The 23,156-nt window shown below is 71.6% G+C and carries 21 protein-coding genes; 8 read left to right on the top strand and 13 right to left on the bottom strand.

The window, feature by feature from the left end; all coding sequences use genetic code 11:
- Positions 1-7 precede the first annotated feature (7 nt).
- The 3 genes from OQ02_RS21400 to OQ02_RS21390 all read left to right on the top strand — a co-directional run bounded on the left by OQ02_RS21400 (position 8) and on the right by OQ02_RS21390 (position 3,195).
- Positions 8-829, top strand: coding sequence for an ATP-binding cassette domain-containing protein (locus tag OQ02_RS21400; RefSeq protein ID WP_033440279.1), 822 nt, complete (start codon positions 8-10; stop codon positions 827-829).
- Positions 826-1,821 (top strand): hypothetical protein, encoded by a 996-nt coding sequence (locus OQ02_RS21395; protein ID WP_033440278.1) that lies wholly within the window; start codon positions 826-828, stop codon positions 1,819-1,821. Before OQ02_RS21400 ends, OQ02_RS21395 begins: the two co-directional genes overlap by 4 nt.
- Before the next feature lie 117 nt (positions 1,822-1,938).
- The gene (locus tag OQ02_RS21390; RefSeq protein WP_156077186.1) at positions 1,939-3,195 is read left to right on the top strand and encodes a glycosyltransferase 87 family protein; all 1,257 of its coding nucleotides are present in this window, start codon (positions 1,939-1,941) and stop codon (positions 3,193-3,195) included.
- Between the two features lie 143 nt (positions 3,196-3,338).
- Here OQ02_RS21390 and OQ02_RS21385 read toward each other — a convergent pair whose 3' ends face one another.
- On the bottom strand, positions 3,339-4,190 hold the full coding sequence (locus OQ02_RS21385; RefSeq protein WP_033440277.1) for a nitroreductase/quinone reductase family protein: 852 nt from the start codon (positions 4,188-4,190) through the stop codon (positions 3,339-3,341).
- Between the two features lie 484 nt (positions 4,191-4,674).
- Here OQ02_RS21385 and OQ02_RS45925 point away from each other — a divergent pair, with 484 nt between their 5' ends.
- Positions 4,675-5,112: a DUF4232 domain-containing protein gene (locus OQ02_RS45925; protein WP_231500147.1), complete on the top strand. Its 438-nt coding sequence runs from the start codon at positions 4,675-4,677 to the stop codon at positions 5,110-5,112.
- A 44-nt stretch (positions 5,113-5,156) separates the two neighbouring features.
- Here OQ02_RS45925 and OQ02_RS21375 read toward each other — a convergent pair whose 3' ends face one another.
- The 9 genes from OQ02_RS21375 to OQ02_RS21335 form a co-directional block, all read right to left on the bottom strand.
- Positions 5,157-6,461, bottom strand: coding sequence for an ABC transporter permease (locus tag OQ02_RS21375; RefSeq protein WP_033440275.1), 1,305 nt, complete (start codon positions 6,459-6,461; stop codon positions 5,157-5,159).
- On the bottom strand, positions 6,461-7,210 hold the full coding sequence (locus OQ02_RS21370) for an ABC transporter ATP-binding protein (protein WP_231500146.1): 750 nt from the start codon (positions 7,208-7,210) through the stop codon (positions 6,461-6,463). The genes OQ02_RS21375 and OQ02_RS21370 overlap by 1 nt, the downstream gene beginning before the upstream one ends.
- Positions 7,207-8,190 carry a hypothetical protein gene (locus OQ02_RS21365; RefSeq protein ID WP_033440274.1) on the bottom strand — a complete coding sequence of 328 codons (984 nt, stop codon included), beginning with the start codon at positions 8,188-8,190 and terminating at the stop codon, positions 7,207-7,209. Before OQ02_RS21365 ends, OQ02_RS21370 begins: the two co-directional genes overlap by 4 nt.
- A 138-nt stretch (positions 8,191-8,328) precedes the next feature.
- On the bottom strand, positions 8,329-9,360 hold the full coding sequence (locus OQ02_RS21360; RefSeq protein ID WP_033440273.1) for a GDSL-type esterase/lipase family protein: 1,032 nt from the start codon (positions 9,358-9,360) through the stop codon (positions 8,329-8,331).
- A 156-nt stretch (positions 9,361-9,516) separates the two neighbouring features.
- Positions 9,517-9,957: a hypothetical protein gene (locus tag OQ02_RS21355; protein ID WP_156077185.1), complete on the bottom strand. Its 441-nt coding sequence runs from the start codon at positions 9,955-9,957 to the stop codon at positions 9,517-9,519.
- Positions 9,958-10,050: 93 nt separating this feature from the next.
- Positions 10,051-11,475 (bottom strand): WGR domain-containing protein, encoded by a 1,425-nt coding sequence (locus tag OQ02_RS21350; protein ID WP_033440272.1) that lies wholly within the window; start codon positions 11,473-11,475, stop codon positions 10,051-10,053.
- A gap of 93 nt (positions 11,476-11,568) precedes the next feature.
- Positions 11,569-13,284 carry an ABC transporter ATP-binding protein gene (locus OQ02_RS21345; protein ID WP_033440271.1) on the bottom strand — a complete coding sequence of 572 codons (1,716 nt, stop codon included), beginning with the start codon at positions 13,282-13,284 and terminating at the stop codon, positions 11,569-11,571.
- The gene (locus OQ02_RS21340) at positions 13,281-15,053 is read right to left on the bottom strand and encodes an ABC transporter ATP-binding protein (protein ID WP_051772612.1); all 1,773 of its coding nucleotides are present in this window, start codon (positions 15,051-15,053) and stop codon (positions 13,281-13,283) included. The genes OQ02_RS21345 and OQ02_RS21340 overlap by 4 nt, the downstream gene beginning before the upstream one ends.
- Positions 15,050-16,042, bottom strand: a complete 993-nt coding sequence (locus OQ02_RS21335; protein ID WP_051772600.1) for an alpha/beta hydrolase — start codon at positions 16,040-16,042, stop codon at positions 15,050-15,052. Before OQ02_RS21335 ends, OQ02_RS21340 begins: the two co-directional genes overlap by 4 nt.
- Positions 16,043-16,114: 72 nt before the next feature.
- On the opposite strand from OQ02_RS21335, the gene OQ02_RS21330 reads away from it, so the two are divergent.
- Complete coding sequence (locus OQ02_RS21330) at positions 16,115-16,681, top strand: TetR/AcrR family transcriptional regulator (protein WP_033440270.1); 567 nt, start codon at positions 16,115-16,117, stop codon at positions 16,679-16,681.
- Positions 16,682-16,684: 3 nt separating this feature from the next.
- On the opposite strand, the gene OQ02_RS21325 is transcribed toward OQ02_RS21330, so the two are convergent.
- Positions 16,685-17,329: a DNA alkylation repair protein gene (locus OQ02_RS21325; protein WP_231500149.1), complete on the bottom strand. Its 645-nt coding sequence runs from the start codon at positions 17,327-17,329 to the stop codon at positions 16,685-16,687.
- 118 nt (positions 17,330-17,447) lie between these two features.
- On the opposite strand from OQ02_RS21325, the gene OQ02_RS21320 reads away from it, so the two are divergent.
- Together OQ02_RS21320 and OQ02_RS21315 are read left to right on the top strand one after the other, a co-directional pair.
- Positions 17,448-18,167 carry a DUF6896 domain-containing protein gene (locus OQ02_RS21320; RefSeq protein WP_156077184.1) on the top strand — a complete coding sequence of 240 codons (720 nt, stop codon included), beginning with the start codon at positions 17,448-17,450 and terminating at the stop codon, positions 18,165-18,167.
- Positions 18,168-18,282: 115 nt separating this feature from the next.
- The gene (locus tag OQ02_RS21315; protein WP_033440267.1) at positions 18,283-19,884 is read left to right on the top strand and encodes an ABC-F family ATP-binding cassette domain-containing protein; all 1,602 of its coding nucleotides are present in this window, start codon (positions 18,283-18,285) and stop codon (positions 19,882-19,884) included.
- Positions 19,885-19,894: 10 nt separating this feature from the next.
- On the opposite strand, the gene OQ02_RS21310 is transcribed toward OQ02_RS21315, so the two are convergent.
- Together OQ02_RS21310 and OQ02_RS21305 are read right to left on the bottom strand one after the other, a co-directional pair.
- Positions 19,895-20,542, bottom strand: coding sequence for a hypothetical protein (locus OQ02_RS21310; RefSeq protein WP_156077183.1), 648 nt, complete (start codon positions 20,540-20,542; stop codon positions 19,895-19,897).
- Between the two features lie 9 nt (positions 20,543-20,551).
- Positions 20,552-21,232, bottom strand: coding sequence for a class I SAM-dependent methyltransferase (locus OQ02_RS21305; protein WP_156077182.1), 681 nt, complete (start codon positions 21,230-21,232; stop codon positions 20,552-20,554).
- Between the two features lie 204 nt (positions 21,233-21,436).
- Here OQ02_RS21305 and OQ02_RS21300 point away from each other — a divergent pair, with 204 nt between their 5' ends.
- Positions 21,437-22,978, top strand: a complete 1,542-nt coding sequence (locus tag OQ02_RS21300; protein WP_033440320.1) for an FAD-dependent monooxygenase — start codon at positions 21,437-21,439, stop codon at positions 22,976-22,978.
- Positions 22,979-23,156 lie beyond the last annotated feature (178 nt).

Below are 23,156 nucleotides of genomic sequence, written 5' to 3'. Positions count from 1 at the left end.
GTAGTGGGTGTTGGACGTTGGGTTCGCCGTGCGCGCGAACGGCCTGGGTGTGCGGTACCGGCGCGGTTGGGCGCTGCGCGACTGCACGTTCGAGCTGGCGCCCGGCACGGTGACCGCGCTGGTCGGGGCGAACGGCGCGGGCAAGAGCACGTTGCTGCGGCTCGCCGCCGGGTTGCAGCGGCCGACCGAGGGTGTGGTCGAGGTGGGCGGCGAGGTCGGGTTCGTCGCGCAGGAGAAACCGCTGTACCGCGCCTTCACGGTGGCCGAGATGCTGCGCTTCGGTCGGTCCACCAACGCTTCCTGGGACCAGGAGTACGCCGAACAGCTCGTCGGCGAGGCCCGGTTGTCGTCGGACGCCAAGGTCGGCAGCCTGTCCGGCGGGCACCGCGCCCGGCTCGCGCTGGCGCTCGCGCTGGCCCGTCGGCCGCAGGTGCTGTTGCTCGACGAGCCACTGTCCGAAATGGACCCCGTGGCGCGGGAGACGACCACGCGGGCACTCATGGTCGCGGTCGCCGAGACCGGGCTGACCGTGGTGCTGTCGTCACACGTGCTGGCCGAACTGGAGGGTGTGTGCGACCACCTGCTGCTGCTCGACCAGGGCGGCGTGCGGCTGGCGGGTGACGTGGACGAACTGGTCGAGGGTCACCGCGTGGTGGTCGCGGCCCGTGGTGCGGACTTCGGCGACCACGAGGTGGTGACGTCACGGGAGGGCGAGCGCCAGATCACCGCGTTGCTGCGGCTGGTCGGTCCACCGGACTTGCCCGAGGCGAGCGCACCCGCGTTGAACGAGCTCGTCGTGGGGTACCTGCGAGCCGGGGAGGCGGCGTGATCTGGGTCGCCTGGCGGCAGCAGCGCGCCGTCCTGCTCTCCTTGGCCGCGTACGCCGCGGTCTTGATCGCGGTGCTGGTCTACCTCCACGTCCGACTGGTGCTGGCGTCCGACGTCGGAGTCACCCTCGACTGTTGGCCCAACGGTCCCGGCAGCATATGCGCGGTCAACGACCACTACTGGGACCTGCGCGGGAAGCTGCAGTTCTGGCACGACTCCACTCACGCCGCGACTCTCGGCTTCGCCGTGCTGGCCGGCGCCTTCGTCGGGGCGCCGATGATCGCGCGGGAATGGGAACAGCGCACGCACCTGCTGGTGCAGGGCCAGTCGATCGGCCTCCGGCGGTGGTTCGCCACCCGCCTCGCGGTGGTCTTGGCGGCGACGGTGGCCGGCGCGGCGCTGCTCGGTGGTGCCCAGTGGTGGGCAGCGGAGGCCCGGCCCGATCCGCTGGAGACGTGGAAACGCCTGCAGCCCACGTACTTCGAGGTGCAGCCCGTGGCGCTGATCGGCTACACGCTGTTCGCGGTGGCGCTCGGCATCACGGCCGGGTTGGTGCTGCGGCGCAGCCTGCCGGCGATGGCGGTGACGCTCCTCGGCGTGGTGGGCGCGGTGTACGCGGTGCGGACCTTCGCGCGCCCGGACTACATGACCCCGGTGGTGTCCGTCGGTTCGTTCGCGGGCTCCAACGGCCGTCCCACCGATCCCGGTCGGTGGAGCCTCGCCTCCGGGTGGGGTGACCGGGACGGCCGCTTCATCGAGGACCGCTCGGTGACGCAGGAAGTCATCGGGCTTTGCAACGGTCGGCCAGGGTCGGGCAGTCCTGACACCTTCCAGCGGTGCTTGGCGGAACACGGGATCGTCGGGCCGGCGAACCTGGTGCACCCCGGTGACCGGTTCTGGCCGTTCCAGTTCATCGAGTTCGGCTTGTTCGCGGCGGCGGCGTGCCTGTTGATCACGCTGTCGCTGTGGTGGCTGCGCAAGCGATCCGTCTGACGCGACTGAGGTAGACCCGGTCCGGCACGCGCCGGGCCGGGTCTCGTTCGCATGCGTGGCACAGCCATGTCCACCTTCCACTAAGTAACTAGTGGAATAACTAAGGAGCGTTCCCCCGTGTTGCGACGAAGTCCCGTCCGGAGTTCGCGGTCGGTCCGGATCGGCGTGGGTGTCGCGGTGGTCGCGGTCCTGCTGCACGTGGTGCAGGCACACGTGTGGCCCTTGGAGCGCTGGTACATGTACGACCTGGACATCTACCGGCAGGGCGGCCGTGCGGTGCTCGACGGCGGTTCGCTCTACGCGGACCGGTTCAACGGGCAGCCGTTCACCAACACGCCGTTCAGCGCGCTGTTGTTCGCGGGCTTGGCATTGCTGTCCATGGAGGCAGCTCGGGTGGTGATGACCGTCTTGACGGTGGCCTCGTTAGGGGTGGCGGTGTGGCGCGCGGGGCTGCTGTCGGGGCTGCTGTCGGGGCGGCGCACGACCGGTTCGGCGCTCGCGGCGTTCCCGGCAGTCGCGGTGTGCGCGGTGTTCGCGGTGGGCCTGTGGTCCGAGCCGGTGCAGTCGAGCTTGGCGTACGGCCAGGTCAACGTGGTGCTGATGGCGTTGGTGCTGCTGGACTTCTCGTTGCCGGACCGGCACCGGGGGAAGGGCGTGGCGATCGGGCTGGCCGCCGCGGTGAAGCTCACGCCCGGCCTGTTCGCGGTGTACCTGCTGCTGACGGGCCGGGTCCGGGCCGCCGCCGTGGCCGGTGGCACGATGCTCGCGACGGTCGGGCTCGGGTTCGCCCTGGCGCCGGTGGAGTCCGCGGACTACTGGGGCGGCGTGTTCCTGCAGTCGTCGCGGATCGGCGGGGACGTCTACTACTTCGGCAACCAGTCGCTGCGGGGCTTGCTGGGACGTCTGACCTCCCCCGAGGAGTGGGTCTTCACGGTGTGCCTGCCGGTTGTCGTCGTGGTGGTGGCGTTCCTGGGGATGCGGGCAGCGGTGCGGCTGCACCGGGTGGGCGACGAGTTGGGCGCGGTGCTGACGTGCGCGTTGACCGCGTTGCTGGTCTCGCCGCTCTCGTGGCACCACCACTGGGTGTGGTGCGTTCCGCTGCTGGTGCACTCACGGCGCTGGGCGGTGGCCGTGCTGTTCACGGCGTGGCCGTTGCCGAACGACGCGTTCCCGTTGCCGCAAGGGCTGCTGCCGTCGTTCGAGAACCTGTATGTGCTCGCCGGCCTGGCCGGATTGGGCCTCGTGGTGGCGAAAACGACCCGGAACCGGCGCGGGCCGGACCCGCGACCCACTCGTGCCTCCCAGCCGCCCACCTCCCTGCTGTTCACCGGTGAACCGGCGCAGCAGCCGCCGGGCTCGGTCCGCCGGCGTTGATCCTGTCCCCGTACGGGCGGACGCGGTCCTGGCGTTCTCGTTCGACCGGGCACTGGCGGACGCTGCTGCCGATCACGCTCACCGCGCTGGTCACCGATGGCGCCGGTGTTGCGGCGGATGCCGGGACGAAGATCCGCCCGGCACTACGTGGTGGCGGTCGGGCTGGTGTGCGCGCTGCCGGCGGGCTGGTCGAGGAACGGGATCAGCTGCTCCTCCTCGTAGGCCAGGTGTGCCTCCAGCTCGCCGATCAACCGGTCCACGTCCGCGCGCAGGGTCGACGCGTCGTTGCGGTCGAGGGTCTGCTGGAGCTGCGACATCAGGTCCGAGATCCGCTCGTGCTCCTCACCGATGCGGTCGAGGGTCGGCGCGAGCTCCGGGTACCGGTCCCGCAGCACCGGGAACATGCCGCTGTCCTCGGCCGTGTGGTGGAACTTCAAGCCGTGGCACGCGGTCAGGCAGTTGACCTTCAACTGCGCGCCCAGCACCGGCTTGGACGAGGCCACCTCCCGGCGGATGGTGGCGAACTCGCGGCGGAACGCGTCGTGCACCAGCTTGAGGGCGGTGCCGATGCTGGACGCGTTCGGCGGGCCGCCCCCGATCCGGGTCAGCGCCACCACCGGGATCTGCCGCGTGGTCTTGGCCTGGTACGCGGCCCAGCCCGGATCGCTCTCCACCGCCCGCGCCCACAGCTCGTCCCGTTCCGGGCCGTCGAGGACGGTGGCCTGGGCGTCGTACGTGAACACGCCGTCCTCGACCTGGACCACGGGGTTCGCCACGAGGTTGTGGAACCAGTCCGGGTGGCGGGGCGCGCCGCCGGCCGAGCCGATGACGAGGATGCGGTCACCGTCGGGCCGGTAGCCGACCGGGTTGGTGTGCCGGGTGCCGGTCTTGGCGCCCGTGGTGGTCAACAGGACGAGCCTGCCTCCCTCGAAAGGCCCGCCGACCCGGCCCGCGTTGGCCCGGAACTCCTCGATCACCTGTCGGTTGAAATCCATCTGCGGTTCGTCTCCTTGATTTCGGGCATGACCGAGTCACCACGGGTGAATGACGCCGTGGTTTTTCGGTGAAGGTTTTGTGGAGGCGCGCGGGCAGAGCAGTCCCGTGTGGAGACCGCTGTGTGCGCGCGTGAAAGCGACAGTGCGCTCGATGGCGCGCTCGATGGTGCGGAGCAGGGTCCGGGTGCGTCGCGCGTGGTGCGCGGAAACCTCAGGAACCCCTGCGTGCGGCGGGCCTCTGGCCCACCCGGCGGTCAAACCTTGGCCGGGTGACTCTCTCGCTCTTGGCCCATGGCCGACCCGGCAGTCACAGGTGGGAGCTTATCCCGGGAATGCACCGAGAGGCAACTTCCCTTTTCGTGCGACCATCGACCACGTGTCCCGACTTCTTTTCCTGCTGCTGTTCGCCGTATCCGCGTGCGGAACGTCCCAGCCGGTTCCACCACCGCCGCCGTCCCCTTCCGCGGAGGCCTGCCCTGCCGGCGTGGAGTTCGCCGTGAAGGGCACCGAGGCGGCCACGGGGCTGCGGGTGATGACGCTGGAGGCGACCAACTGCGGCACCGAGGACCTGGAGCTGAACGGCATCCCCTCGGTCACGGTGCTGGACGCCGAGCGGACGCCGCTGCCCGTCACGGTCCGGCAGGGAGCGGCGTGGATCTCGGCGGTGGAGGCGTTCGACGCCGCGCCGCAGCCGGTCGTCGTGCGGCCCGGCGAGTCGGCGGTGACGGGACTGTTGTGGCGCAACACCTACACGGACATCTCCGCGCCGCCCGTGGTCGGCGAGCACCTGGAGATCGCCGTCGCCGCCGGGCGGCCCGCGCAGGTGTTCACGCCCGTCGACGCGGACGGCAACCACCTCACCATCGACCTCGGCAGCACCGGCAAGCTGGGCGTGCGCCCGTGGACCGCCGCCACACCCTGACCGCACCACCCGACTCGCCGCACGACCGCAACGCATGGCCTCGGCTAGGCGCGCATCACCGTGGAGATGGGGATGCGCGCCGCGCGCAATGCCGGCACCAGACCGCCGAGGATGCCGGCCGCCAGTCCCGCGATCACACCGGCGACGCCCGCCTGCCACGGGAACGCCACGCCTTCCAGCGACGGGAAGCGCGACCCGAACAGCATCAGGGCCAGCTTCAGCCCCACCACGCCCGCGCCGATCGCCAACGCCGCGGTCAGCAGACCGGTCAGCAACGTCTCCGCCAGCACGATGCCCGCCAACAACAACCGCGGTGTGCCCACCGCCCGCCGCAGCGCGAACTCCTCGATGCGCTCGCCCACGGTCGCCAGGCCGACGTTGAGGATGCCCGCCACGCCGATCAGCAGCACGAGTGCCGCCATGCCGAGGAAGATCCAGCGGATCAGCGCCAGCTCACGGGACATCGCCTTCAGCGTCTCCACGGTGTTCACGTGGATCCGGTCCCCGGGGATGCCCGCGGCGATCAGCCTGGCCCGCAGCGTGTGCTCCACCTCGGCCGCGTTCGGCGTCATCAGCACCTGGAGGCCGGGGCCGGAATTGCTGTCGCCGACGCTGGTCACCGGCATCCAGTTCATCAGCTCGTCGATCCGGACGTACGCGGCGGGCTGGTAGCCGCCGTCGTCCACCACGCCGATGATCTGCGGTGTCGGGTTCGCGGTCGCGCCGTCGACCCGCATCTCCGCCGGCACGTGGTACCGCGTGAAGGCTTTCGCCGCGTGCTCGTTGAGGACGAGCCTCGGCGCCAGCGACGGCTCGCCGCCGAAGTCGAGCCACTGCCCCTGGGACGCGCGGAACGGCCGGAACTGGCGGATGTCGCCGGTCAGCCCGACGAGGTTCAGCTCGACCGCCTGACCTTGCGGCGCACCTGCGTCGCCGGTGTTCACGGGGTAGCACCCGGACTCGTCGCACCTCATCGAGGGACCGCCGTAGCCGGGCTGGTCGATCGGCCCGCCGCCCTTGTTGATCGGCATCACGCCGGGCTCGCCGATGATCGCCCGGGTGCCGGCCATGGCCACCGCGTCGGTCCGTCCCTCCAGCACCTCCAGCGCCACCGGGACGGTCTGCCCCTCCGGCGACAGGTACATCTGCCGGGTGCCGTCGATGCCCTGCTCCAGCTCGACGTCCGCGAGCATGGCCCGGTTCGCGATCTCCGCGCCGGCCTGCACCACGACCACCGCGAGCACGCCGAGGAACAGGCTGACCATGGACAGGAACGTGCGCAGCTTGCGGGCCCGGATGCCCTGGCCGCCGATGATCAGCGACGCGCGCAGCCGGCCGGACAGCCTCATCACGCGACCACCCGCTGCCCGGTCGGGCGGAGCAGCCCGTCGGACAGGTGCAGCACCCGCCCCATCTTCGCCGCGTGGTCGTGGTCGTGGGTGACCAGCACCAGACCGCAGCCCAGGTCCGTGGTCTCGCGCAGCACCTCCACCACGAGGTTGCCGGTGTCGGTGTCGAGCGCGCCGGTCGGTTCGTCGGCCAGCAGGATCCGGGGCTCGCGCACGAGCGCGCGGGCGATCGCCACGCGTTGCTGCTCACCGCCGGACAGCCGCGGCGGCTTGTGCTTGGCCAGGTGGCCGATGCCGACGCGTTCCAGCGCCGCCATGACCTTGGCCTTGCGCTTGCGGCGGGGCAGCCAGCCCTGGCCGTTGACCAGGGCCATGGCCACGTTCTGCGCCGCGGTCAGGTGCTTGAGCAGGAAGAAGCGCTGGAACACGAAGCCGAACTCCGCGCTGCGCAACGCCGCCGCCTTGCGTTCGGGGATCTTCGTGATGTCCCGCTCCCCCAACAGGTACTGGCCGCCGTCGGGCCGGTCGAACAGGCCGATCAGGCTCAGCAGCGTGCTCTTGCCCGAGCCGGAACGGCCCAGGATGGCGACGCTGTCGCCGGGGTTCACGGTCAGGTCGACGCCCGCGAGGATGGTGCGCGGCTCGTCCTGGCCCTTGAGGGTCTTGGTGACGCCGGTGAGGTGGATCAGCGGCGGCTGGGAGACCGGCGGTAGTGGCGGTGACGGCGTCAGGAAGGGCGACGTGGTCACTTCGACCCCGTCTCGGGGCTGCCCTGGCCGTCCGGCGCGGGCGGGAGGTTGGGCCCCGGCACGGCCAGCGTCTCCTCGCCGGTCAAGCCCGCCTTGATCTCCACCACCTTGCCGTCGGTGAGGCCGAGTTCGACGTCCTTGGTCTGCTTCGCGCCGTCCGGCCCGACCACGTCGACCTTGCCCTTGCCCTGACCGCCCGCGACCGCCTCGACCGGCACGACCAACGCGTTCTGCGCGCTCGCCGTGACGAGTTCCAGGGTGGCCGCGGCGCCGTTGATCAGCTTCACGTCGGCGGGCGCGGTGCACACCAGGCGCAGACCGGTCGGCTCGGACGAGTTGCGCGGCTCCTGAGGCGGCTGGGGCACGCGCGGTGCGGGCGTGTCGGCGCCGGTGGGCTGCTCCTCCGGCTCGGGCTCGGCGGGCGGTGGCGCGGGGACCGTGCCCACCGGGAGGGCCGCGATCGTGCCGAGCAGGGTGCACGGGAACGGGCCGGGCCCGTTCTTGATCTGCGCCTGCACGGCGCCGGTCGCGGCGTCGGTGATCTGGTACGCCTGCTCGCCGTCGATGTCCGCGACGATGCCGTAGCCCGCGAACTTCGCCGATGCGATCGGCATGCCCGCGGTGACCGTGGAGCGGTCGTCCACCAGGCGCCCGCCGAACGTGGAACCGGCGGGCACGTCGACGTTGGTGGGCTTGCCCTCCGACCAGATCGACGCGATCCGGGTCGGCTTGGTCGGCGTGCCCGTGGGCTCCACCACGTCCCAGTAGCGGACCTGGCCCGCGATCGGCGACACGATCCCGAACATCGGGTTCATGGTGACCTTGCCGGTCAGGCTGACCTTGTTGGACAGGTCCTGCCTGGTCGGGGTGGCCGTGGTCTGCACGGTGCCGCGTGGCGCCAGCTCAGGGTTGAGCGGCTCCTCCGCTCCGGTCGACGTGCAGGCTGCCGCGGTGAGCACCACCGCGGCAAGTCCGCACACGCGGACGAAGGCATTTCTGGACACCGGTCCCCCCAAAGCGAATCCCCTATCCGGTCTCGCCAACTTACCCGTATGACGCCGGGGGGACTGGCGGGGTTGCGTGCCGGGGGGAAACCGGTGTCCAGGCCTTCGCCGGGATCAGGGAACGGCGTGCAGGTGGCCGTCCGCGCCGGCCAGGCAGCGGGCGGAGCCGGTGCCCGCGTTGACGAATTCGGTGACGCACCGGCCGAGCTCGTCGTGGCCCGCGGCGTTCGGGTGGAACGACTGCTGGGCCATGTGGATGCCGATGGCGTCGAGGCCACCGGACACCAGCGCGTACGGGTCGACGGTCAGCCGCCGCTGCCACTCGCCCGCCGAGCTGTCGCCCTTGCTGCACGCCTCGCGGTTCTCCGTGGCGCGGGAGAAGTCGAGGAACTTCGCGCCGCTCCTGGTCGCCACGCCGCGCAGCGCCTCGGACAGCTGCGGGACGGCGACCGTGCGGCCGTAGCCGGCGTCGGCCAGGCGCAGCGGGCAGCCCTGCGGGCCGTGCAGGTAGCGGTCCATCTTCTCGGTGACCGGTGAGGCGTAGGAGGTGAGGATCAGCTGGTAGGCCGAGTCGGTGTAGCCGGCCTGGGCCATCGCGGAGCGGACGTCGCGCAGCGCGCCCTCCACCTTGGGCGCCATCGCGGTGAGGCGGCCGGGCCACTCGCGTTCCAGCTTGGAGCGGCAGCTTGAGCCGAACGGGTTCACCCACGCGGCCACGCAGTCGACCATGGTGTCGGCGAAGCGCACGTCGTCGTTCGCCCCGACCTGCACGACGACCGCCGTGACCCGGTGCTGCCGGGCGACTTCGATCAGCCTGCGGGCCTGGGAACCCTCGGTGTAGTGGACGGTGTCGGCCAACGACACGTTCGCCGAGTCCGCGCCCGAGCAGGCCAGGTTGATCGTGCGGTCGGCGAGCTGGGTGCGGTGGATCAGGGCGCGGGTGGAGCGGTGGCACCAGTTGCCGTTCTCGCCTTCGGTGCCCGGCTCGTAGTACCCGGCGCCCTCACCGGAGATCGCGCTGTCGCCCAGCGACACCACGGCGGTCGGCCGGTCGTCCACGGCGGCGGCCGTGGTCGGGACGGTGAGCAGCGACGTGCCGGCGAGCAGGAGGGCGCCCACCGCGGCGCCAAGCGTTTTCCGTGACACCGCGGACCTCCAAGGGGTGAACCCGGTCGACCGAACGTCATCCGACCGTAGGGCTCCCGCAACACCGCGGACAACGTCCGATCGGCTGCTTCCCCCGCACCTTCGGGTGTCCGCAGATGGGGGCGGTCCACAAAGGAATGGGCGGTCCCCGGCCGGTCACGCCCAGGCGGTCAACTGCTCCCCACAGGCCCGCGCCACCTCTTCCTCACCGGCCTCACCGGCCTTGCCCGCCAGACGGCCGAGCGGCTGCACGTCGACGTTCACGCGGTGGTCGTCGACGATCTCCGACACCTTCTGCACCACCCACTCCGCACCGGCGCGACCGTCGGCGAACATCCGGGCGAGGTGGTTGAACGACTGCGCGGCAGCGGCCACGTCCGCCGCCGGGATCGACGCGCCGCAGTCGGCCAACGCGCCCTCCAGCACGTCGCGCACCTCACCGGTGTCCCGGCCGCCGAGCCCGGCCAACGTCCGCAGGTCGTCGCCGTCCTCGCCCGCCGCCAGCCAGTGCGCGGCCCAGCCGGGCGCTTCCTCGGCGTGGACCGCGTCCAAGGCCGTCCAGAGCGCTACCTGTCTCGGCGTGGGGATGTCGGGCATGCGGTCATCCTGCGGTGTGAGGGCAGCCAAGTCGAACGCAGTGGACGGCACCGGCGGCGACCCCTGTCGACAGGTCGCCGCCGGCACCGGCGCTCAACGCAGGCGCTTGATCTCGCCGCGGGTGCGGTAGAACGAGCCGCCCGCCGACGTGACCACCTCGCTGACCAGGTATCGGGCGCCGGGCACGCGGATGTTCTTCGGGAACTGCACGCCCCACGAGCGGTCGTACCCGTCCGAGACGACGTGCACCCTGATCCGACCTCCCTCCTGCACGCACTCCACGACGACGCCGTCGCCGGGGGCGACGTGCGAGACGACCTCGACCTCGGCGGTCGCCTCGACGCGGTCGATGGCCCCGGCCTTGATGTCCTGCCGCTGCGGGAGCTGCCCCTGCTCGGCCGCGCGAACGGCGGCCGGGCTGGCGTCGAGGCAGGCGAGCGAACCGTCCGTCGTCACCAGGTAGAGCCGCTCGTCGCGGTACTGCATGGAGAACGCGGAACCGCACCCGGTGGCGAGCTTCCACAGCCTCGTCCCGTCGGCGGCGAAGCAGTACACCGAGGACTGGTTGTCGCCCGCGAAGACGAACTCGCCGTCGGGTGACGTCGCGCAGGAGAACACGGCCGCGTCGCAGCGGTAGTCGCCCGTCTTGCGCCCGTCCGCCTTGGCGAACCGGTGCACCCACCCCCGACTGGTGCCCGCGAAGACCTCCGTGCGCTCCTGCCAGCCGAACAGCACCTCTCCGACGGTGTCGGCGTGCCACGCGCGGTGGCCGCGGCCCGTGTAGTGGGTGACGCCGCGGGAATGACCGTGGAAGACGCCGTCCGCCGAGCAGCGGACCATCCAGGCGCTGTCACCGGTGGCCGGGCACGACCACTGGAACTCGTCCTCGTGGTCCACCACCGTCACCCGGCCCTGCCGGTCGGACACGCCGAGCACGCCGTCGTGGATGTCGAGCCAGTAGATGTCGACGTCCTCGGCGATCTCGTAGGCCACCCGGGGCACCTTGGCGCCGAGGTCGTACACCTGGCCGTCGTCGCACCCCGCGTAGATCCAGAAGTCGTCGGCCACGATGCACTTGACGGCGTCCGGCAACCCGAACCGCCCGGTGACCCGGCCGTCGTGGGTGAGCGTGTAGACGTCACCCTTCTCGTTGCCGACCCAGGCCTGGTCCTCGCCGATGAAGATCCCGAACGCCGGTGCGCCGGAGGCGAACCGCCACAGCACCGGCGCCTGGTGGGCGGTCGAGCGGGTGCTGACGATCTGCCGCCGGCTCACCGCGCGGCGCTGGCGCATCCCCTTGACCGCCGGGGCGTACCCCCGGCGGACCTTCTCGCCGATCTTCTTCTCGGCCGCCTTGAGCGCCTTGGCGTGGTCGGCGAAGCTCGCGCTCCTGACCTGCCCCTGTTCCCCGATGCGCCCGTAGGTGATGGTGACCTCGGTGCCGGCGACCCGCACTTCGTAGAACTTGTGCGCGCCACCGCCCGCCTCGGACAGCTCCAGGTACGTCGTGGCAGACATGCGTTCGCTTCCCCCTTCACGTGATCTGCGTGCACGGTAGCGAGCCACACCGACAATTCCGGCGCACACCCCGCTACCAGCGGTTCCGCGGTGTCAGCCGGGAGGCGTGGGCGCCGTGGAGAGGGCTTGGAACCCGGCGTAGCGACCACCAAGGCGCAGCAGTTCGTCGTGGCCGCCCTCCTCCGCGATCCGGCCGCCGTCGAGGAAGACGACGCGGTCGGCGCGCCGGACCGTCCGCATCCGGTGCGCCACCATCACCACCGTCCGGCCCGCCATCAGCCGCTCGATCCCCTCGTGGACGGCCGCCTCGTTCACCGGGTCCAGCGCGGAGGTCACCTCGTCCAGCAGCACGACGGGCGCGTCCTTCAGCAGCGCCCGTGCGATCGAGACGCGCTGGCGCTCACCGCCCGAGAGCAGCGCGCCGCCCTCGCCGACGTCCGCCGCCCACCCGCCGGGCAACCGCTCGACCACCTCGTCCAACCGTGCCGCGGTCGCCGCCGCCCGCACCTCGGCATCGCTCGCGCCGGGACGGCCGAGGCGCACGTTCTCCTCGATCGTGCCGTCGAAGAGGTAGACGTCCTGGAACACGAAGGCGATCCGCGCCATCAACACGTCGGCGTCGATCGAGCGCACGTCCACACCGCCCATGCGCACCGCACCCGCGTCCACGTCGTAGAACCGCGCGATCAACTGGAGCAACGTGCTCTTGCCCGCACCCGACGGTCCGACTACGGCCAGCCGCTGCCCCTCCGGCACGGACAGCGAGACGCCGCCGATCACCGTGCGGTCGCCGTGCCGGAAGGTGACGGCGTCGAACTCCAGGTCGTGGCCGTCGGGCCGGACCGGTTCACGAGCCGCCGGCAGCGGCTCGGTGCGCAACACCGCGTCGAGCCTCGCCAGCTCGGACCGCGCGCCGCGCAGCTTGCCGCCGATGTCCGACAGGGACAGCAGCGGATCAGCGCAGCGGGCGGCCAGCACCAGGATCGTCAGGACCTCCGCCGCACCGACGTCCCCGCCGAGCGCGAGGTACGCGCCCAGGGCCAGCAACCCGGTGAACACCGCCTGCACCGCGAGCGTCGAGCCCACCGCGCCGGGCAGTGCCGACAGCAGGGAACGGCGGGACGCGCGCTGGACTTCGCGCAGCGAGTCGTCCAGCAACCGGAAGCGCTCGGCGGTCCGGCCACCGGCCCGCAGCACCGGCTGCGCCTGGAGGTATTCGACGACCCGCCCGGAGGCGTCGTGGTCGCGTTCGGCGCGCTCCGCGTCGGTGGCGGCCGTCGAGCGTCCCGTCCAGCGCTGGATCGCCACGATGACCGGTGCGGCGACCAGCGCGGCCAGCCCCAGCTGCCAGTTGACGGCGAGCATCACGCCGACGATCGTCAGCGGTGTCACGCAGGCGAAGACGAAGGGCGCCAACAGGTGCGCGATCACGCCCATCGCCTGGAGGACGCCCTGACTGGCCAGGACGGACACCTCTCCGACGCGGCGCGCGTCGTACCAGCCGATGGGCAGGCGGGCGAGGTGGTCGCCGAGTCGGTAGTACATGCCGTGCAACAACGTGGTCCCGGCGCGGAAGCCGGACAGGTCACCGAGGTACCGCAGCACCGCGTAGACCGCGACCGCGGCCCCGAACGCGATCAGCCAGGGCCAAGCGTCCGCGGGGGTGCTGCCGAACAGCGCGGGCAGCACGGGAACCAGCAGGGCGTAGGACAAGCCCTCGGCCACCGCCGTCGTCGTCATCAGGGCCACGGTGCGGCGAACGGGCCTGGAGCACTCGTGCCCCAGCACGCGAAGCAGCATCCGGATCATCGGAGCCCACCCCCTTCGGCGATCTCGTCGGCCGTCGCCGAACGGTGTGCTTGCCAGAACGCGGCGAACTTCCCTTGGCGTGCCAACAGGTCGGCGGGCTTACCGCGCTCCACGATCGACCCGTTCTCCAGCACCACGACGGTGTCCGCGTCGGCGACGGTCTCCAGCCGGTGCGCGATGACCAGGATCGTCCGGTCACCCGCCAGCGTCGCCAACGCCCGGCGCACCGCCTGTTCCGTCTGCGGGTCGGCGAAGGCGGTCGCCTCGTCCAGCACCAGGACGGGCGCGTCGGCCAGCAGGGCGCGGGCGAGCGAGATCCGCTGCGCCTCGCCGCCGGACAGCCCGGCGTCCTCGCCGATCACGGTGTCGTACCCGCGCGGGAGCTCGAGGATCCGCTCGTGGACGTTCGCCAGTCGGGCGGCGCGGACCACGTCGTCGAGGTCGGCGTCCGGCACCGCCAGCGCGATGTTGTCGGCGACCGACGCCCGCAGCAACGAGGTGTCCTGGAAGACGAAGGACACCATCCGGTAGAGCTCGCGGCTGCCCAGCTCGCGCAGGTCGACGCCGCCTAGGAGGACCGCGCCGCGGGTCGGGTCGAAGAACCGCGGCAACAACTGGACCAGCGTGGACTTCCCGCTGCCCGACGGCCCGACGATCGCGGTGACCGTCCCCGGTTCGAGCACCAGGTCGATCCCGCGCAGCACCTCGTGATCGGCTTCGTAGCCGAACCGGACGTCACGCAGTTCCACCCGGTGTCCCCGCGGTGCGACCGGGTGTTCGGGTTCGGGCAGCGCCGGAACCGCCAGCACGTCCCGGATCCGGCCGGCCGCGCGTCGTGCGACCTGCAGGTCGTCGAACCCGTGGCCGAGGGCCGCGACCGGAGCGGTCAGGCCCAGTCCGAGCAGCAGGAAGGGCAGCAGGTCGGCCGGGGCCAGCCCACCGGTCGTGATCAGCGCCGCACCGCCGGTCAGCACGACCAGCAGGACGAACGGCGGCGACAGCGCGACCTGCATCCCCGCGGCGATCCCGGAGAGCCCGCGCACCATCCGGTAGAAGATGCGGACGAAGTCGTCGACGGCCGTGACGAACCGGCGGTGGGCGCGCTCACCGCCGCCGAACGCCTTCACCACCGAGATGCCCCGGACGAACTCGACCACCGAACTCGCGATCCGCCCCATGGCCACGTCGAACTCCTCCTGCTCGCGCAGCCGGGTCGGCGTCATCATCAGGGGCACCAGCGCCACCGCCAGCGCCACCGGGATCAACGTGATCAGCGTGAGCCGCCAGTCGACGGTGAACAGGTAGATCAACGAGACCAGCGGCACCACGAACGCCGAGACGAGTTCGCCGGGGGCGTGGGCGATGAACGGGTGCACCGCACTCACGTCCTCCCCCACGACCTTCGCCAGCTCGCCCGTCCTGCGGCGGGAGAACCACCCGATCGGCACCCGTCCCAGTCGTGCGGCCAGTTGTCGGCGGAACGACAGCTGGACCCGGTCGTCGAGCGCGTGCCCGATCCCGGACGACGCGGCCGTGAACACCAGCCGGACGAACAGCCCGACCGCGCCCACGATCACGACGGACCAGACGTGGTTCCGGTCGACGGTGCCGGGCGACAGCAGGGCACGGCCCAGTTCGACCACCGCCAGCAACGGCGCCAGACCGGCGAGGGCGCCGATCACCTGGAGGACGACGACGGCGGCGAAGGTCCACCGGTAGGGGCGCAGCAGTCCGGTCAGGCTCTGCCCCTCCGCGTCGACCGCGGTCATGTCCACGCCGCCTTCGGCACCGTCACCGCGAGGTGGTCGCCGAGGAACTCGGTGATCGCGGTCCGGGCGGCCTTCGCCTGCGACACCACGCCCGGCATGCTGAGGAACGCGTGCGTCGCCCCGGGGTGCTCGGTGAGCCGCGCGGGCGTCCCTGCTTCGAGCAGCCGTTCGGCGTAACGGCGGCCGTGGTCGGCCAACGGGTCGACGGTCGGCACCACCACGAGCGCCGGTGCCAGTCCGTTCAGGTCGTCGGCGTGCAGCGGCGACAGCGCGCGGGGGTCCGTCCCGGGCGGAACGGCCAACCGCTGCAACAGCCGCATCCGGGCGACGGTCAAGGTCGGGCTGTCCGCGTGCCGGGTCGTCGAGTCGTGGTCGAACCCCGCTTCGGTCAAGTCCACGACGGGGTTGACCAGCACCTGCGCCGCCAGCGCCGGACCGTGCTCCCTCGCCCGGATCGCGACCAGCGCGGTGATCAACGCGCCGGTGCTCTCGCCGAAAACGGCGGTGCGTGCCGGATCGACACGCCAGTCCGCGGCGTTCGACACCACGTGCCGCAGCACGTCCCAGGCGTCGTCGACGGCCGGCGGCAGCGAGGTGCCCGGGTCGAGGAGGCGGTGCTCGACCGAGACGACGACCGCGCGCAACCGTGCGGCGAGGTGGCTGTTCACCCAGTCGCACTGCGCCGCCGTGCCGACGAACCCACCGCCGTGCACGTGGAGCACGAGCGGCCCGCTGCCGTGGTCCGACGACGGCCGGTACACCCGGACCGGCACCACCCGGTCGGGCAGCGCCACGTCCTGCCACCCGATCGAGACGCCGCGGTCCGGAAAACCGGTGATCAGCCGCGCAGAACGGGACCCCTGCCTGCGGTTCACCGCTTCGCGGAAGGTCACCAGCTCCTCGCCGGTCATCGCCGCCCAGTCCGGCTCCTTCTGCACGGCACTCAGCAGCCGGATCCCCAACGGCGGCCGTTCGCCCATGTCGTCCATGTCCCCCCTCGGCACAATTTCGCTACGATTGGTATCGATACCGATCGTAGCGCAACTCGCTATCGTGGTGCCATGACCCGACGACCCACCTCCGCGAGACCACCCGGCCGCCCGCGTGCCGGCATCGACGCCGTGGTCTTCGCCGCGACGTTGAGAACGGTCCACGAACTGGGCTACACGGGCGCGACGATGGATCGCATCGCGGCGGCGGCGGGGGTGGCGAAGACGACGATCTACCGGCGGTGGCCGTCGAAGGGCGCGCTGGTCGCGGACTGCCTCATCGACGCGTTGGGCCCGGTGCCGTTGCAGGGCGTCGACCGGCGGGAGGACGTCCTGTCAGGCATTTACTGGATCGCGGAGAAGATCGGCGAACCCGGTGTCGGCGCGGCGTTCGCGGGTTTGTTCGTCGACGGCGTCAGCGATCCGGGCCTGCGCGAGATCCTGTCCAGCCGGGTGCAGGACCCCTACCGGCTCGCGCTCCAAGAGGCGCTCGGCGAGCCGGAGCACCGGGTGCTGCTGCTCATCGACACCGTCGTCGGAACCCTGCTGCACCGGATGGGCATGACCGGCGAGCCGATGGTCGACGCCGACGTCACCGCACTGGCCGACATGGTCCTGCGCCACTTCGTGGACTCGTAGCGCCTATCCGTCGTGCCGGCGGCGCACCATCTCGTTGATCCAGACGGGCGCGAACGGGGACGTGCAGTTCGGCGGGGTCGGGTAGTCCTTGAGCACCTCAAGGCGCTCACCGATGGCGATGGCCCGTGCGCGGTGCTCGGCGTGCTCGATCCCGATCTGGGCCAGGCAGTGGTTCATCGCCCACTGGAGGCGGTCCGGTGCGTCGCGCATCTCCGCCTCGATGACGTCGAGCAGCCCCGCGAGGTTAAGGCCTTCGGGCTTCTTGGCCACGCGCTCGGTGGTCAACGCCCAGCCCGCGCTCGCGACGACCGCGTCCGGGTCGGCTGTCCAGGCCACGCGCAGCTCTTCGGCGTGCGGGCTCTTCTTCACCACGTAGTTCACAAGCCAGTCGTGCACCTTGGGAACGCGCGCCTCACGCAGCATGGTGTCCAACTCGTCCCGTTCGAACGCCTTCGGGCGGCAGACCAGGATCGCCAACAGCCTCGCCGCCGTGTCTGCGGTCTCCCACAGCCGACGCGAGAGCTCCTGCTGCGTCTTCAGCCGCTTCGCCAGCTCGCGCAGCCTGCCGAGGTTCACGCCGTGGTCGTCACCGTGCTTCTCGTTCACCGCACGCATCTTCGGGTCCTCGAGCGCGGCCAACTCGGCCATCACCTCGGCCACCGCCACCTCAGCCACTTCAGCCTCCCTCGTGGACACCCAGGCCGTATTCATACCTCAAGCCGGTATCCAGGCCGTGGCGCGCTTTCCGTAAGGGATAGTTCCGGGCATGGCGCCTTCGCAACCCGGACGACAGGTACAGGCTGACGGCCTGCCGGCGGCGGACGCGGTGCGGCGGTTGGTGACACGCGGTCGGCACGCGACGTTCCCGCTCGCCGTGTCGAGCCGGGCGGAGCTGTCGGCAGCGGCCGAGACGCTGCGCACCGCGTTGGCGTCGGACGACCTGCACGTCATCGCCTCGCCCGGCGCCGGGTCCGCCCGGACGCCTTCGCTCACGGTCCTGCGGCTGGTCGACAGAGCCGAAATCCACCGTCTGCACGACCGGCTCCAGGCGCTGGTGGCCGAGTTCCGCGAGCTGGCCCACCGGCTCGCCGCGCCGTTCCAACTGCACGTCGAGCCGGCCTGCGTGCGGGGCGACCCGTATCCGGATGAGCTCGATGTCGACGGTGAGGCGTGGTCGCTGTACGTCCACGGCGAGCACTGCCTGTTCACCAGCGCGGACAGCGGCACGGAGATCGAAGTGCACACCGACTGCCCCGACCTGATCGACCCGTGGTTCCTCCTCCGCTACGCCGAATCGGCGGACCGCTACCCGGACATCCGGGCCGCCTGCGTCGAGGGCTTCCACGACATCAGCCGCATGCTCACCGTCGCCGCCATCCCCCTCGCCCCGAACCCGACCGCGCGTCCGGACGCGTGTCCGGACGAGGACGCGCCTGCGGGCGGAAATCCGGGTGCGACGGGCAGTGCCGGTGACCTAACCTCGTGACCGTGATGCAGCACCTGTACTTCCTCTGAGGGACGACGCCTCCACCGGTACCGCGAGCCGCGATACCGGAGTTCGTCCTTCCTGCTCATCACACTCCCGTCGGAGGCAGTCCTCCATGTCGTCCCACCTTTCGCCTGCCCTCGTGCGCACGGCGCACGTTCGCGTGTCCGGCGTCCACCTCTCCTTCGGCGGACGGCCCGTGCTCGCCGGTGTCGACCTCGTCGCCGCCGCCGGTGACCGGGTCGCGATCGTCGGTGAGAACGGTCGCGGCAAGACCACCCTGCTCCGGGTGCTCACCGGCGACCTGCCCGTCGACCACGGCGAAGTGCACCGCGCGGGCTCGGTCGGTGTCGCCGACCAGCAGCTCCCCCTCGGGCCCGCCGACACCGTCGGCGCGCTGGTCGACCTCGAACTGGCCACGGTGCGTTGTGCTTTGGCAAGCCTGGAAAACGCCGCCGACGCGCTCACCGACGGCCGTCCCGGCGCAGCCGACGCCTACGCCGCCGCGCTCGCGGAGGCCGAAGCCCTCGACGCGTGGGACGCCGACCGGCGGGTCGAGGTCTCGCTGGCGGCGCTGAACGCCGTCGACGACCGCACCCGCCCGCTCGGCACCCTCTCGGTCGGGCAGCGCCACCGGGTGCGGCTGGCCTGCCTGCTCGGCGCCGGCCACCCGGTGCTGCTGCTCGACGAGCCGACCAACCACCTCGACGCGGGCGGGCTCGACCACCTCACCGAGCGCCTGCGTGCCCACCGGGGCGTGGTCGTGCTGGTCAGCCACGACCGCGCGCTGCTCGCGGACGTGGCCACCGCGGTGGTCGACCTCGACCCGTCCAGCGACGGCCGGCCACGGGTGTACGGCGGCGGCTACACCGCCTACGTCGAGGCACGCCGGGCCGAACGCGCCCGATGGGAAGCGCTGCACGCCGAGCAGGTCGCCGAGCAGCAGCGCCTGGCCGACGACCTGTCGGCGGCGCAGAACCGCCTGCGCGACAACTGGCGGCCGGCGAAAGGGCACGGCAAGCACACCCGTGCCACTCGTGCCCCCGGCCTGGTCCGGGCCGTGCACCGACGCCAGGAGGAGCTGGGCGCGCACGTCGTGACGATCCCGCCACCGCCGACCCGGTTCGCCATGCCCGAACTGCCCGAGCACCGGGGTGCGACCCTGCTGGAGGCCACCGCCGTGACCGTGGCCGAGAGGCTGGCGCGCCCGGTGGACCTCGCGCTGGACTCCGGTGACCGGCTGGTGGTCACCGGACCCAACGGCGCGGGAAAGTCGACCCTGCTCGCGGTGCTGGCCGGTGATCTGGAGCCCGGCACCGGCGCGGTCACCCGGGCCCGATCGGTGCGGGTCCGGCGGTTGGGTCAGGAGTCGGACCTGGCGGGCCACCGCACGGCGGCGGAACTGTACGACGAACAGCTCCACCGGTCGGGCGCGCCAAGGCCACGACTCGACGAGTTGGGCCTGCTGGACGGGTACGACCGGAACCGATCGGTGGCCGAGCTGTCCGTCGGCGCCCGGCGGCGGCTGGACCTGGCCCTGGTGCTCGCCACCCGGCCGCACGTCCTGCTGCTGGACGAGCCGACCAACCACCTGTCGGCCGCGCTGGTGGACGAGCTGACCGCCGCACTCGACTCCACCCCGGCCGCGGTGGTGATCGCCACGCACGACCGGCAGTTGTTGCACGACACGAAGTCCTGGCCGCACCTGGCTCTGTGAACCAGGGGCTTCACCAGTCCGGAACGGACGTCGCGGGGTGGAGAACCGCGATGTTGTCCGACGAGTGGGCCAACGCGCCGTTGCTCGCGTCCCCCAGGACGACGTGAACGCTCGCGGCTGCGGTGTGGAGCGTGATGTGCGGGCACCAGAAGCCGGAAACCCGACCCTCCCACGGGTAGTAGTGCAGTTGGACGTCGGTGATCGGAGCCTCGGACAGGGGTGCCCAGGTGTGGCTGCGGTCACCGACGCTCCAGATCGCATGAGCCGCTTCCCGGTTCATGTAGGCGTCCGGCATGGCGACGTTCCGCAGCCCGATCCCCTCCCGGTCCCCCGGCGGATCCCAGGTCAGCGAGAAGACCAGGCCCGACTCGGTCTCGAACTCCACGCCGTGGTCGACGGCGTCGAAGCCGGCGTGGCGCCAGGAGGGGTCCTCCCACTCCGCCTCGTCCTCGATGAACCGCGGGCCTCCGTCGACCAGATCGGGACGGAACTCCCCGCGCCGGAAGTCGATCGTGCAGTAGCGGACCGCTCCGATCCGGTGACCCACCAACCGCCTGACATGTCGACGTCGTTCCTCGACTTCGTCATCCGTGGCCGCCCACGACCACGGCTCCCGCTCACCCGACGTCTCCGCGCCCACCGCGCCATTCTGGTGCATCACAAGAACTCAGGTGCTCGCGTAGTACGAGTTCACCGCCGGTTGACCGGTGTAGTTGGGACCGGCTTGATCGTCAGCGCCGAGGTACCGGAACGGCAGGCTCGCCTGCCGTTGTCCGGCGCACGTGATGCGGCGACGACGGGCGTCGTAGTCGAACCCTGCCGACCGCAGCGGCCCGGTCAGCCGCCGGCTCAACGGGCGGCCCCGGTCGGACAGGACGGCGGCGAGGTCGAGGTTCGCCACCAGGAGGCCGTCGGCCTTGAGCCACGACGCGGCACGGGTGAGGACGTCCAGCTTGTCGCCGACGTAGTGCAGCCCGTGGACGCAGGTGATCAAGTCGTAGAAGCGTTGCGGGACAAGGGAACCCGCCGATGCCGTCACGAACTCCACGCCGGGGTGCGCGGGCCCGGCGAAGAAGTCGACGAGGTCGACACCGGTGATCCGCAGCCTCGGGTCGCCCACCAGGCGTGCGCACTCCAGCAACGCCTTGCCGGTGCCGCAGCACAGGTCCAGCCAGTCGAACGTCCCGGCTCCACCGGACAACCGGTCGGTGATCAGCCCGAGCACGTCGACGCCGAGTTCGCGACCGTACCCGTTCGAGCCGGTGAGCCCGCGTTCACGATTCATGGCGCAGTTCGCGACCACCGAGGAACGTTCCAACGCCTGGTCGTCCAGCAACCGAACCACCATCAACCCTTGGCTTCGCGAAAAGAGCCCCGATGGGCGATGAAGGGAAAGGGGAAACCGCTTCTTCCCACTCTCAACTTATAGCGCACAGGGGGGCTTGCGGCAAGGCCCGGTTCATGCCGCAGAATTCTGCGCCGTGGCCGTAACCTGCGAAAATAGGGGTAGCGAATGGTGTTCGTCGACCGACGACCGCACGAGGAGGAACCGGTGACGGACGTCGACGTGATCGTCGTGGGCGGCGGGCCGACCGGGCTGATGCTGGCCGGTGAACTGCGCCTGGCCGGGGTGCGACCGCTGGTGCTGGAACGGCGGTCGCGGATCCGGGAAACGCCGAAGGCCAACGGTCTCGGCGGCCAGATCCTGCAACTGCTGCACTACCGAGGCCTGCTCGACCGGTTCGAAGCGGCCTGCGCCGGTCCAGCCCACCCGGCGCCGCGCTACCCGTTCGGCGGCGTGCACCTGGACTTCTCGCACCTGGCGGAACCCCCGCTGCGCGGCCTGACGCTCCCGCAACCGGAACTGGAGCGCCTGCTCGACGAACGTGCCCGCGAACTCGACGCCGACGTCCGCCGCGGGCACGAAACGGTCGGCGTCAGCCAGGACGACGCCGCGGTGACCGCCGAGGTGCGCGGCCCGGACGGGACGTACCGGGTGACCGCCCGGTACCTGGTGGGCTGCGACGGCGCGCGCAGCCGGATCCGCGACCTGGCCGGCATCCCGTTCCCCGGCACCACGTACCCGGAAGTCAACCGGCTGGGCCAGGTCACCCTGCCCGATTCGGTGACCCGGCGGGACAACGGCGACGTCGACGTGCCGGGGCTCGGCACGATCCACGCGGGCGCCTTCACCCGGACCGATCGCGGCGTCTTCGGGTTCGGGTGGCTCACCCCCGACGTCGCCCTGATCTCCACCACCGAAGAAGAACCCACCGAGATCGACGACGACACGCCGATGACGCTGACCGAACTCCAGGACAGCATCCGCCACGTGCTCGGCGCGGACCTGCCGCTGGGGCAACCGATCCGGCTGTCGCGCTACCAGCTCCAGGCCCGACTCGCCGAGCGGTACCGCGACGGGCGGATCATGCTGGCCGGCGACGCGGCCCACCTGTTCCCCTCCACGGGCGTCGCCCTCAACGCGGGCATGCTCGACACGGTCGACCTCGCTTGGAAGCTGGCCGCCGACGTCAACGGCTGGGCGCCGGCCGACCTGCTGGACACCTACCACCAGGAACGCCACGCCGCCGGCGCGCGCACCCTGCTCCACACCCAAGCCCAAGTGGCGCTGAGGCGCGGTCAGGACGCAGCCGCCGACGCGCTCCGGGAGCTGTTCGTGGAGCTGGTCGCCGACGAGCAGGCGTCGTTCCGCGTGGCGTCCCTGATCGCCGGCACCGACATCCGCTACCCGCTGCCCGGCCCCGGCGGGCACCCGTTGACCGGCACCTTCGCCCCCGACCTCACCCTGCACACCGACCAGGGCACGACCAGCGTCGCGGAACTGATGCACCCCGCACGTCCCGTCCTCCTCGACCTCGCCGACCGACCGGACCTCCGCGAGGTCGCGCGGGGCTGGCAGCACCGGGTCGACGTCCACACCGGCAAGACCGACCACCGCCCGGCCGACGCCCTCCTGATCCGCCCGGACGCCCACATCGCCTGGGCCGCGACCACCGGTGAACCGACCGACACCGCCGCGTCCGCGTTGGGAGCAGCGCTCTCCCGCTGGTTCGGGGCACCGGAGAGCGCCTGACGCCGGCACCGACACCCGATACGGTCCGGGCAAGTCACCTCGTGGACGAGCCAGACGAGCCGGCGCCGACGTACGAGGACGTGGTGGAGCGGTTGCGCAACGCGTTCCCCGGCGTCCGGTCGCCCTGTCCGACGGCTACAGGACGGAGCGGCAAATCAACTCCGCACCCGACGCGCCA

The sequence above is a fragment of the Saccharothrix sp. NRRL B-16314 genome, assembly GCF_000716595.1.
Classification (GTDB): Bacteria; Actinomycetota; Actinomycetes; order Mycobacteriales; family Pseudonocardiaceae; genus Actinosynnema.
This window is presented reverse-complemented; position numbering and strand designations above follow the sequence as displayed.